An 11,200-nucleotide genomic window follows, 5' to 3' on the forward strand; every position below is an offset into this window, starting at 1 on the left:
GCCGACGTGCTGCGCGCCGGCGCCCCGCCCGCCCCCTGACCGGCCCGCGCGTCCGTACGACACCCCGGGCGCGCGGCCCCCGACCGGGTTCGGTACGTTGGGCACCGTGGACAAGAAGAACGCCCTGCGCGCCGGCGCCCTGGCAGCCGGTACGACGCTGATGATGCTGCTCATGTCGTCCCCCGCGCTCGCGCTCAACCGCGACGACGGCGACGACCCCGGCACGGGCCTGAGCGTCATCGAGACGCTGGGCCTCTACGTCCTGCTCCCGGTCGGCCTCTTCGCGGTCATCGCCGGTCTGGTGATGGCGCTCGACAAGTCCCACCAGAAGAAGGACCCGACGAGCTCCAACATCCGGACCAAGGCGGAGTCCAAGGCCTGACCCCGGCCCGCTCGCCCGAGCGGCCCGCACACGCCGTCCCGAAGGGCGCCGGCCCCCGCCGGCGCCCTTCGGCGTGCCCGCGGGGCCGACGGGCCCGGCGCCCGGTGGCACGCGGCGCCTTCCGCGCAGGTCCGCGCGCCGCGCCGCCCGCTCCGGGCCCCGACAGCAAGGAAGGGGCGCCGGCCGTGCGACCGGACGCCCCTTCACGAACGCGTGTTACGCCGACGCCGCCGCGTCCGCCGCCTGCGCGCGCAGGGCGCGTTCCACGCCGGCGCGGGATTCCGAGACCAGGCGGCGCAGGGCCGCGTTGGGCTCGGCGGCGGTCAGCCAGGCGTCCGTCCGGTCGAGGGTCTCGCCGGAGACCTGGACGCCCGGGTAGAGGCCGACCGCGATCTGCTGGGCCATCTCGTGCGAGCGGGACGCCCACACGTCCGCGAGCGCCTCGAAGTACTTCTCCGTGTACGGCGCCAGCAGCTCCCGCTGGTCGGTCTGCACGAAGCCGGCGATGACCGCCTCCTGCACCGCGTTCGGCAGCTTGTCGGACTCGACGACCGAGGCCCACGCCTCCGCCTTGGCCTCCTCCGTCGGGCGCGCCGCCCGCGCGGTGGCCGCGTGCCGCTCGCCCGCCGCCGTCCTGTCCCGCTCGTACTCGGCGGCGATCTCCGCCTCGTCGAACCGGCCCACCGCGGCCAGCCGCTGCACGAACGCCCAGCGCAGCTCCGTGTCGACGGCCAGGCCCTCCACGGTCCGCGTGCCGGCGAGCAGCGCCTCCAGCAGGTCCAGCTGCTCCGGGGTGCGGGCGGTCGCCGCGAAGGCGCGCGCCCACGCCAGCTGGTGGTCGCCGCCCGGCTCGGCGGACCGCAGGTGCGCGAGCGTCGCGTCGGTCCAGCGGGTCAGCAGGCTCTCGCGGGCGGCCGGGTCGGCGTACAGGTCGAGGGCGAGCTTCACCTGCCGGTGCAGCGACTGCACGACACCGATGTCGGACTCCTTGCCGACACCCGACAGCACGAGCGACAGGTAGTCGCGGGCGGGCAGCTCCGCGTCGCGGGTCATGTCCCAGGCGGAGGCCCAGCACAGCGCCCGCGGCAGCGACGACTCGAAGTCGCCCAGGTGCTCGGTGACGACGGCGAGGGACTGCTCGTCCAGACGGACCTTGGCGTACGACAGGTCGTCGTCGTTGAGCAGGATCACCGCCGGGCGGCGCTTGCCCGCGAGCTGCGGCACGGCGGTCAGCTCGCCGTCGACGTCCAGCTCGACGCGCTCGCCGCGCACCAGCTTGCCGGTCGCCTCGTCCAGGTCGTACAGGCCGATCGCGATGCGGTGCGGGCGCAGGGTCGGCTCGCCCTTCGCGCCGGCCGGGAGGGCGGGTGCCTCCTGGCGGACGGCGAAGGAGGTGATGACACCGGCGTCGTCCGTCTCGATCTCCGGGCGCAGGACGTTGATGCCGGCCGTCTCCAGCCACTGCTTCGACCACGCCTTCAGGTCACGTCCTGAGGTCTCCTCCAGGGCGCCCAGCAGGTCGGACAGGCGCGTGTTGCCGTACGCGTGGCGCTTGAAGTACGCCTGCACGCCCCGGAAGAACTCGTCCTCGCCCACGTAGGCGACAAGCTGCTTCAGCACGGAGGCGCCCTTGGCGTACGTGATGCCGTCGAAGTTGACGAGCACGTCGTCCAGGTCGCGGATGTCCGCCATGATCGGGTGCGTGGACGGCAGCTGGTCCTGGCGGTAGGCCCAGGTCTTCATCTGGTTCGCGAACGTCGTCCACGAGTGCGGCCACTTGGAGCCGGGCGCGTCGGCCTGGCAGGCGGCCTCCGCGAAGGTGGCGAACGACTCGTTCAGCCACAGGTCGTTCCACCACTCCATGGTGACCAGGTCGCCGAACCACATGTGCGCCAGCTCGTGCAGGATCGTGGCGGCCCGCACCTCGTACGCCGCGTCCGTCACCTTCGAACGGAACACGTACTGGTCGCGGATGGTCACCGCGCCCGCGTTCTCCATGGCGCCCGCGTTGAACTCGGGCACGAACAGCTGGTCGTACTTCTCGAACGGGTAGGCGTAGTCGAACTTCTCCTGGAACCAGTCGAAGCCCTGCCGGGTCACCTCGAAGATGGCGTCCGCGTCGAGGTACTCGGCGAGCGAGGGCCGGCAGTAGATGCCGAGCGGCACCGACCGGCCGTCCTTCTCGTACACGCTGTGCACCGAGTGGTACGGGCCGGCGATCAGCGCCGTGACGTACGTGGACAGGCGCGGGGTCGGCGCGAACTCCCACACGTTGTCCTTCGGCTCCGGCGTGGGGGAGTTGGAGATGACCGTCCAGCCCTCCGGCGCCTTGACCGTGAACCGGAACGTCGCCTTGAGGTCCGGCTGCTCGAAGGCGGCGAACACCCGGCGGGCGTCCGGCACCTCGAACTGCGTGTACAGGTACGCCTGGTCGTCCACCGGGTCGACGAAGCGGTGCAGGCCCTCACCCGTGTTGGTGTACGCGCAGTCGGCACTCACCCGCAGCACGTTGCGGCCCTGGAGCAGGCCGGGCAGGGCGATGCGGGAGTCCGCGAAGCGCTCGGCGGGGTCCAGCGACTCGCCGTTCAGGGTGATCTCGTGGACGGCCGGAGCCACCAGGTCGATGAAGGACTCCGCGCCGTCCTCGGCGACGTCGAAGCGCACCGTGGTCACGGAACGGTAGGTGCCTCCCCCACTCTCGGCTTCGCTCGAGCGGGAGGTACCCCCGCCCTGCGCGCCGGAGAGATCGAGCTCGATCTCGTACGAGTCAACGGTCAGCAGCTTCGCCCGCTGCTGCGCCTCTTCGCGAGTCAGGTTTGTGCCAGGCACGCGGTCATCTCCTCGATATGTGTGGGTTGCGCCATCCTTCCACGCGAGATCGCCCCGACGCGATGACGAAACCGCAGGCATGGGGATACCCCTCTGTCGCGGGGTTCCACGAGCCGGCCTGGGGCAGCGAGGCGGACAAGATCCGCCCGGCCGTGATCGTGTCCGACGACGGTGCCAACGAGTCCGTCGAGCGGAACGGCCGGGGCGTCGTCAGCGTGGTGCCGCTGACGTCGAACACCACTCGGGTCCTGTCGTTCCAGGTCCTGCTGCGCGCGGACGTGGCCCTGCGCCGGCACCTGGCACTCTGACGCGCCCAGGGCGCCGGAACGGCGAGAGGCGGGCGTCCCTGGGGGCGCCCGCCTCTTCGTGTGTCCGTGTGCCGTCAGGCGCTCAGTTCCTGGGCCACCAGCTCCGCGATCTGCACCGCGTTCAGGGCCGCGCCCTTGCGGAGGTTGTCGTTGGAGACGAACAGCGCCAGGCCGTTGTCCACCGTCTCGTCGCGGCGGATGCGGCCGACGTACGACGGGTCCTGGCCGGCGGCCTGGAGCGGGGTCGGGATGTCGGTGAGGACCACCCCGGGCGCCTCCGCGAGCAGCTCGGTCGCGCGCTCCGGGCTGATCGGGCGGGCGAACCGGGCGTTGATCTGCAGGGAGTGGCCGGAGAAGACCGGGACGCGCACGCAGGTGCCGGAGACCTTCAGCTCGGGGATGTCCAGGATCTTGCGCGACTCGTTGCGGAGCTTCTGCTCCTCGTCGGTCTCGTTCAGACCGTCGTCGACGAGGTTGCCCGCGAAGGGCAGCACGTTGAAGGCGATGGGGCGCTTGTAGACGCCGGGCTCGGGGAAGTCGACCGCCGCGCCGTCGTGCGTCAGCTTGTCGGCCTCGTCGACGACCTTCTGCGTCTGGCCGTGCAGCTCGGCCACGCCCGCGAGACCCGAACCGGACACCGCCTGGTACGTGGCGACGACCAGCGCCTCCAGGCCCGCCTCCGCGTGCAGCGGACGCAGCACCGGCATCGCGGCCATCGTCGTGCAGTTCGGGTTGGCGATGATGCCCTTGGGGCGGTTCGCGATCGCGCTCGGGTTCACCTCGGAGACGACGAGGGGGACCTCGGGGTCCTTGCGCCAGGCGGAGGAGTTGTCGATCACCACGGCGCCCTGCGAGGCGACCTTCTCGGCCAGCGCCTTCGAGGTCGCGCCGCCCGCGGAGAACAGCACGATGTCCAGGCCGCTGTAGTCGGCGGTGGACGCGTCCTCCACCGTCACGCCGTCCAGCTCCGTGCCCGCCGAGCGGGCCGAGGCGAACAGGCGCAGCTCCGTCACCGGGAAGTTCCGCTCCTTGAGGATCCTTCGCATGACCGTGCCCACCTGACCGGTGGCTCCGACGATTCCGACCCTCACGGCGACTCCCTACTACGTCTCTCGCGTACCTGATGTGCCTGGACGGGGCCCTTCCATCATGCGGCCGACCACGCCCCGGCTGTCCAATTCTTTGCCCCGACCGCCCGCACAGTGGGACGAACCGTGCCCGGGCACCGGTTGCGGACCTTCGGCCGCGACCCGCCTGAGCTGCAGGAATTCCCTCTGCGGGGGCCGTCGGCCGCAAGGACCCCTGCCCGGACCGCCCCCGTCCACACGAAGTGTGACGTACGCCTCTGCGACGCCCCGCGCATCCGTCCGAACGTTCCGGCCGCCCGCCGCGTCGTAGAGGAAACAGCGTGAGGGGGGTGAGCGGTGCTGCGCGGAAGAACCCGGCGCGGCCGCGGGCCGGGCGCCGTCGGCGACGACCCGCTGGACGCGGCGCAGGAACGCAGGGTGCGGGCGGTGCTCGCACTCGGGGGAGTGCCGCAGGCGGACCTGCCGGACGGGGTGCAGCAGGTCCGTCTGCGGCTGCTGGAACGCGCCGCGAGCGGCAGGGAGGCGCCCCGGGACGTCTCGGCGTGGGCGGCGGTCGTCGCCTCCAACCTCGCCATGGACTGGCACCGGGCCAAGCGGCGGCAGGAACGGCTGGGGGAGCGGCTGGCCGCGCTCGGACCCGCGGAGACGCCGTCCGGCGAGGAGACCAGCGTGCTGTCGCTGGCCGTCGCACGGGGCCTGGACGCGCTGCCCGACGCGCAGCGCCAGGTCGTCGTGCTGCGCTTCTACGCCGATCTGCCGGTCCGCTCCATCGCCGAGCAGCTCGGCGTCCCGGAGGGCACGGTCAAGAGCAGGCTGCACACGGCGGTACGGGCCCTGCGCGCCCGCCTGCACGAGGACGAGGTGGTGTGACGTGACCGCCCACGACAACAGCGAGCCCCGCGGGGACCGCACCCCGCTCCGAAAGAACGCGGGCCGCGAGGGCCCCCGCCACGAAGACCCCCCGCACGACGCCCTCGCCGCTGCCCTGTTCGACGAGCCGCCGCCTGAAGGGGCGGGGGAAGACGCCGCGTACCGTGCGGCGCGCGACGCCGCGTTCGCCGATCTTGCCGTGCTGAAGGAGCAGCTCACGCTGATCGGGGACGCGTTGGCGGGGCGAGAGGAGGCCGCTCCGGCCGCCGGGGAGCGGCCCGAGGAGGAGGCCGGGGCGGCCGGGCCGCGCCCCGCACGGACCACGCCCGTCACGCCGCTCCGGCGACGGTCCCGGTACCGGCCGCTGAAGGTTGCCCTCGGCGGGCTCGCCGCCGCTGCCGCCGCCGGGCTGGTGCTCGGCCTGGGCTGGCTCGTGTCGCAGGACGGCGGCGCGACGGCCGACTCCGCGTCCCGGGGCGGCGCCGCCGCTGACGCCAAGGAGGACGCGGGCGCCCCCGTCTTCGGCACCCCCCGCTACCTGGCGTGCGCGCGCCTCGTCGCCGAGGGCCGGGTGACACAGCTGGAGGAGGTGCCGGGCACCGGCGGCGTGCAGCGGGTCACGCTGCGGGCAAGCCGGTACTACAAGGGGGACGGGCCGGTGACGTTCCTCAGGGACGACGCCGACCAGGTGCCGCTGCGCCCCGGCGACCAGGTGCTGGTCGCCCTGTCCGCAGGCCTCGCCCACCCGGACCGGATGGCCGTGGGCGAGGCGGACATCGCCCCGGTCCGGGCGGGGATCGTCGCCGCGCTGCCCGCGTCGCGCGCGATGCGCTGCGGCTGAGCGCGCGGAAGGGGCGGGCGCCCGTACGGACGCCCGCCCCTCGTGTGCGGCCCTGAGGGCCGTTCCGCTACGGGACGACCTTCTCGATCGCCACGCTGCCGACGCCCGCGACCGTGCCGCGCGCGTTGACCAGCTGCACGCGGCCGAAGAACGCGCGACCCTCGGGAGCCGCGGCGGCGACGGTGACCTCGCCGGAGACGGTGGCCTTGGCGCCCGTGCCCAGCTTCACCGGCGCGGAACCGTCGACGGTGACGGTGCCGAGCGTCGGGGAGAAGAACACGTCCAGGTAGTCGTACTCCGTCGTGCCGGCCGGGACCGCGTAGCCGACCACCTCGATCGTGTACGTGCCGGCCTTCGGGGCGGCGAGGGAGACGGACTCCTCCGAGTCGCCGTCCGCGGACTGCGCGACCTGCGCGCCGGCCGCGTCGTACACGGTCAGGTCCAGGTCGGCGGCGGTGTCGGAGACGTTGCCGATCGACACGTCCAGCGACGCGGCGCCCTCGGGCACCTCGACGGTGGTGGTGTGGACGTCGCCCGAGGCGATCGACGGCCGGGCGGTCTTCGACGAGCCGAGCGGCCCGCCGGCCAGCTTGCCGTCGATCGCGGCGGCCTCGTTGGTCACCGTCCAGTCGACGGCGGCCGGGGTGCCGACCTTCGCCTCGGGCACCGTGACGGTCTCCGGGTCGAAGGCCGCGCCGAGCACGGCGACGTCCAGCCGGTACGGGTTGTCGAGCAGCGGCGAGGTGCGGCGCGCCTCGACCTCGATCTCCCAGACGCCCGGCTGCGGGTCCGCGTACGAGCGCACGTCGGGACGGCAGGTGTTCGCCGGGTTGCTGTAGTTCGGGTAGCAGTTGACCGTCGAGGTCGGGTCGGACGGCACACCGTACGGGTGGATGGAGATGAACCGGGTCTGGCTCGTCGCCTTCAGCCCGCTCATCGCGACCTCCAGCGTCTTCGCGCCCTCGGGCACGGTGACGAAGTAGGAGGTGGTGCTGTTGCGCTGGGCGGTGCCCTTCGCCGCGTAGGTGTACTTCAGCGGGGTGGAGACCACCACGGTGGTGAGGATCTGCCGGTCCACGCCCTCGGTGCGCGGGTCGTCGACCTCGAGGATCGCGCTCTTGACGCCGGCCGAGCCGGGACGCGCCTGGACCTTGACGGTCACCGGCTTGTTCAGCGGCAGCGAGACGGTGTCGTCGCCGGCGATGCGGAAGGTGCGGTCCGCGTTGTTGGCGAGGTCCAGCTCGTGGCGGACGGCGCGGTCCGGGCCGGACGTACGGGTGATCGTGATGTCGTACGTCTTCTTCTGGCCGGCCTTCAGGCCGCCCTCACGGTCGTACAGGCCGGTGCCGTAGCCGGGGGTCTTCAGGAACTGGTCGATCGCGGTGTCGACCGGTGCCTTGACCGTGTACTCGTGCGCGGTGGCGCCGTCACGGATCGCCTTCCAGGCGTCCACGACGTCGATGAGACCGGCGCCCTCCTCGTAGGCCTGCACGCCCTTGATGTGCCGGGCGGTGGAGGTGAGGGCGGTGCGCAGCGTCGCCGGGGTGAGCTCGACGTGCTTCTGCTTCGCGGCGGACAGCAGCAGCGCGGAGGCGCCGGCGGCCTGCGGGGAGGCCATCGAGGTGCCCTGGAGCATGCCGTAGCCGGCCGGCAGGTCGTAGCCCGCCTCGGCGACCGGGGCGCCCGGCATCCAGGTCTGGATGGTGTTGATCGCCGCGCCGGGCGCGGTCAGGGTCGGCGTGAAGCCGCCGTCCTCACGCGGGCCGCGCGACGAGAACGGCATCATCGCGTACTTGGTCTTCACCTCGGAGCCGTAGTTGGCGGCCCAGGTCTCCTTGGAGACGGACGCGCCGACCGAGATGACCTTGTCGGCGAGGGCGGGGTCGCCGATGGTGTTGGCGCCGGGGCCGGAGTTGCCCGCGGAGATCACCAGCTGGACGCCGTAGGTGTCGATCAGGCGGGTGTACAGCTCGGCGCGGGCGTTGTTGCCGTCGTTCAGCGCCGGCAGACCGCCGATGGACATGTTGACGATGTCGACGCCGCGCTTGGTGACGAGGTCGATCATGCCCTCGGTCAGCGCGACGTTGGTGCAGCCGCCGGACCAGGTGCAGGCGCGCGAGGAGACCAGCTTGGCGCCGGGCGCCGCGCCGTTCATCTTCCCGCCGAACAGGCCGTTGGCGGCGGTGATGCCGGCGACGTGGGTGCCGTGCTCGGACTCGATGACGCCGATGTTGACGAAGTCGGCCTTCTTGCCGGTCCAGTCGCCGCCGTAGGGGTCCATCGGGACGTCCTTGCGGATCTCCACGACGAACGGCTGGCGCTCGGCGACGTCGGTCTTCGGGTCGTCGGTGCCGAAGTACCCGACCTGGAAGCCGTCCTTGTACGGCTTCATCGGGGTGTCGTCGGAGAAGTCCTGGTTGTTGTTCAGGTCGACGCGGACCGTGCCGGCGGCCGGGTCGTAGAGCACGCCCCACACGTCGGTGGTGTCGCCGTCGCGGTTGGCGTCACCGGCCGCGTCGCCGCCCGCGGTGTACGACTCGCGGAACAGGCTGACCTGGTAGGAACCCTGCGGGGCCTTCCAGGTGGCGCCGCCGTAGGTGAAGGCAGGGCCGGAGACCGCGTTGACCATGGGGCGCCAGGTCTGGTCGCCGTCCACGATCGGGTCGGTCGCCGTCACCCAGTCGACGATCTTGCGCTCGCCGGTGGTGGTCCGCTGGAGCGCGGGGTGCCCGAGGTCGACGCCGGAGTCGAGGATGCCGATGGTGACGCCGCGGCCGTCCGCCTTGGGGTTCTTCTTCACGAAGTCCACGGCGCCCGTCTCGAAGGACGGGTTGTACGGGTTCTTCGCGGGCGTCCTCCGGTCCGGGGCGGCGTAGCCCTTGGCGCTCCCGCCCTTGCCCCTGGCGGCCTTCGTGGTGTCGGCGGCCGGGGTCGGGTCGTCGAGCAGGATCTCCTCGCGCAGGTCGACGCCGTGCACGGAGGAGAGCTTGGTGGCGGCGGCGATGGCCGCGTCCGCCTTGCCGGTGGGCACGGTGGCGCGGACGTAGCCGAGCTTGTCGTCCAGGCGGCCGACCGAGGCGCCCTTGACGTCCTCGATCTCCTCGGTGACCTGGGCGGTCTTCCCGGGGGCCGTCGCGATCATCATCGTGACGTGCTTGGCGCCCTCGGCCTTGGCGTCGGCGAGGAGTTCCGCGTCGTGCGAACCGAGCTTGTCGGGGGCGGACTTGACGTCCGCGTCGGCCGGGGCGGCGGCCGGTCCGTCGGCGGCGAGGGCCAGCGGGACGGGCCCGGCGGCGGAGAGCGCGGCGACGAGACCGGCGGCGACGGCTATGCGGGCCGCGCGTCTGGTGCCCGATATGGGGGCGCGCTGCGGGGAGTTGGTCATCGGCATCCCTTGAAAGGAGCGAACGAACGGGAGCGGCCAGGGATGAACGTTCCTGGTCGGCGGGGTCCGGAATGCACTGCCGGACGATCGACGAGCTTCGCGTAAGGGGCCGGTGTTGGCGAGGGCTGGCCGGAAGGCCGGGCAAGGTGTGGGGAAAACCCCCGGTGCCCGTATGGGGGGATCGCACCCGAAGCGGACAAGTCCGTCATGCTCATGCAGGGTGGGTGTCCACAGTGCGGACCGCCCGAATACACCCCTGCGCGTCCCCGGCCGCGTGGGTTACCGTCCGGCGATGCGACGGACGTTGAGGGTGGCGGCCTACGCCGTGGTGGTGCGCGACGGACAGCTTCTCCTCGCCCGGTCACGGGACGAGCACGGCGTGGCCGAGTGGGTGCTGCCGGGCGGCGGCATGGAGCACGGCGAGGATCCCTACGACACCGTGCGGCGCGAACTGGAGGAGGAGACCGGCTATCTCGTCGAGGTCACCGGGTTCCTCGGGGTCGACTCGGGCCGCCACACGCTCACCGGCCGGTTCCGCCGCCCGGTCGACCACCACGCCCTGCGGCTGATCTACGAGGCCCGGGTCGCCGGCGGCGAGCTGTGCCACGAGATCGGCGGCTCCACCGAACTCGCCGCCTGGCAGCCCCTCGACGCCGTTCCCGGCCTGGTCCGCATCGGCCTGATCGACACCGCCCTGCGGCTGTGGCGCGAACGGCCCGCCGAGGGACACCTGAAGGCCGCCCTGGGATGACACCCGCGCACCCGCGCACAACGGCCGTCCTGGCAGCCCCCGCGGCGGCGCCGGGCGCGGACCGTACCGGGGACACCGTTGACCACGCGGCGGCCGCACGGGCCGTGCGCGCCGTGGTCGAGGGCGCTCGCCATCGACGGCGACCGGACCGGGAACACCGAGACGGTGATCGACGCGGAGTACTGCGGCGACTGACGCGCGGACGGCCCCCGGGACACGCACCCGCCCCCGGCGGCCCCTCCGCCCTCGTACGGAGTGCCGGGCCGCCGCACTAGCGGGGCAGCACGACGACGTACGCCGCCGGGTCGCGGTCCGCCGACGCCATCAGTGCCGTGCGGACCACCGCCGCCTGCTGCTCCGCCGCGTCCCGCAGCTTGCGGGGCGTGATGTGCACGACCGTGATGCCGAGACGCTCCAGGTGCTCGCGCTTGCGGGCGTGCTGCGTCCACTCGGCGTCGTCCTCCGGCCGCCCGCCCGGCCGGGGCGCGCGGGTGTCCAGCTCCACCGCCACCGCCTGGTCCGGCCAGTACGCGTCCAGGCCGCCCAGGTGCGGGCCGCCGGGGAGCCGCAGGTCCACGTTCCAGCACGGGTCGGGCAGCCCGTACTCGCGGACCAGCCGGTACAGCCGCGCCTCCGCGAGCGCCCGCCCCTCGGCCAGCAGCGAGTCCACCGCGTCCACCACGTGCGGGCGGTTCAGCAGCTTCGCCGCGGTCAGCTCCCGTACCACCGCGGCGAAGCTGCTGAAC

At 72.9% G+C, this 11,200-nt stretch carries 8 protein-coding genes and 1 pseudogene; 5 read left to right on the forward strand and 4 right to left on the reverse strand.

Annotated elements, in window-relative coordinates; translation table 11 throughout:
* The first annotated feature begins 106 nt into the window (after window positions 1–106).
* Window positions 107–382 (forward strand): hypothetical protein, encoded by a 276-nt coding sequence (locus CCN29_RS28265; protein ID WP_031017593.1) that lies wholly within the window; start codon window positions 107–109, stop codon window positions 380–382.
* A gap of 216 nt (window positions 383–598) precedes the next feature.
* Here CCN29_RS28265 and pepN read toward each other — a convergent pair whose 3' ends face one another.
* Window positions 599–3,211: an aminopeptidase N gene (gene pepN, locus CCN29_RS28270; protein WP_086685429.1), complete on the reverse strand. Its 2,613-nt coding sequence runs from the start codon at window positions 3,209–3,211 to the stop codon at window positions 599–601.
* A 62-nt stretch (window positions 3,212–3,273) separates the two neighbouring features.
* On the opposite strand from pepN, the gene CCN29_RS28275 reads away from it, so the two are divergent.
* On the forward strand, window positions 3,274–3,519 hold the full coding sequence (locus CCN29_RS28275; protein ID WP_031017600.1) for a type II toxin-antitoxin system PemK/MazF family toxin: 246 nt from the start codon (window positions 3,274–3,276) through the stop codon (window positions 3,517–3,519).
* A gap of 74 nt (window positions 3,520–3,593) precedes the next feature.
* Here the strand turns inward: CCN29_RS28275 and CCN29_RS28280 are convergent, their stop codons facing one another.
* Window positions 3,594–4,610, reverse strand: coding sequence for an aspartate-semialdehyde dehydrogenase (locus tag CCN29_RS28280; protein ID WP_006133634.1), 1,017 nt, complete (start codon window positions 4,608–4,610; stop codon window positions 3,594–3,596).
* Between the two features lie 333 nt (window positions 4,611–4,943).
* Between CCN29_RS28280 and CCN29_RS28285 the strand changes: the two genes are divergently transcribed.
* Both CCN29_RS28285 and CCN29_RS28290 read left to right on the forward strand, forming a co-directional pair.
* Window positions 4,944–5,477, forward strand: a complete 534-nt coding sequence (locus CCN29_RS28285; protein ID WP_006133633.1) for an RNA polymerase sigma factor — start codon at window positions 4,944–4,946, stop codon at window positions 5,475–5,477.
* Between the two features lies 1 nt (window position 5,478).
* A complete protein-coding gene (locus CCN29_RS28290; RefSeq protein ID WP_086685431.1) occupies window positions 5,479–6,318 on the forward strand; it encodes a hypothetical protein in 840 nt (279 codons plus the stop codon).
* Window positions 6,319–6,385: 67 nt separating this feature from the next.
* Here the strand turns inward: CCN29_RS28290 and CCN29_RS28295 are convergent, their stop codons facing one another.
* Window positions 6,386–9,703, reverse strand: a complete 3,318-nt coding sequence (locus tag CCN29_RS28295; protein WP_086685433.1) for a S8 family serine peptidase — start codon at window positions 9,701–9,703, stop codon at window positions 6,386–6,388.
* Window positions 9,704–9,995: 292 nt separating this feature from the next.
* On the opposite strand from CCN29_RS28295, the gene CCN29_RS28300 reads away from it, so the two are divergent.
* Window positions 9,996–10,454, forward strand: coding sequence for an NUDIX hydrolase (locus CCN29_RS28300; protein ID WP_189406164.1), 459 nt, complete (start codon window positions 9,996–9,998; stop codon window positions 10,452–10,454).
* Window positions 10,455–10,725: 271 nt separating this feature from the next.
* Here CCN29_RS28300 and CCN29_RS28305 read toward each other — a convergent pair.
* Window positions 10,726–11,200, reverse strand: a pseudogene (locus CCN29_RS28305) (hypothetical protein); the annotation flags it as partial.

Source organism: Streptomyces pseudogriseolus, assembly GCA_002154585.1.
In the GTDB taxonomy this organism is placed as follows: Bacteria; Actinomycetota; Actinomycetes; order Streptomycetales; family Streptomycetaceae; genus Streptomyces; species Streptomyces pseudogriseolus.

Coding starts and splice junctions, on each gene's coding strand:
- CCN29_RS28275 (WP_031017600.1), top strand. CDS start 3,274: ATGACGAAACCGCAGGCATGGGGATACCCCTCTGTCGCGGGGTTCCAC.
- CCN29_RS28295 (WP_086685433.1), bottom strand. CDS start 9,703: ATGACCAACTCCCCGCAGCGCGCCCCCATATCGGGCACCAGACGCGCG.
- CCN29_RS28300 (WP_189406164.1), top strand. CDS start 9,996: ATGCGACGGACGTTGAGGGTGGCGGCCTACGCCGTGGTGGTGCGCGAC.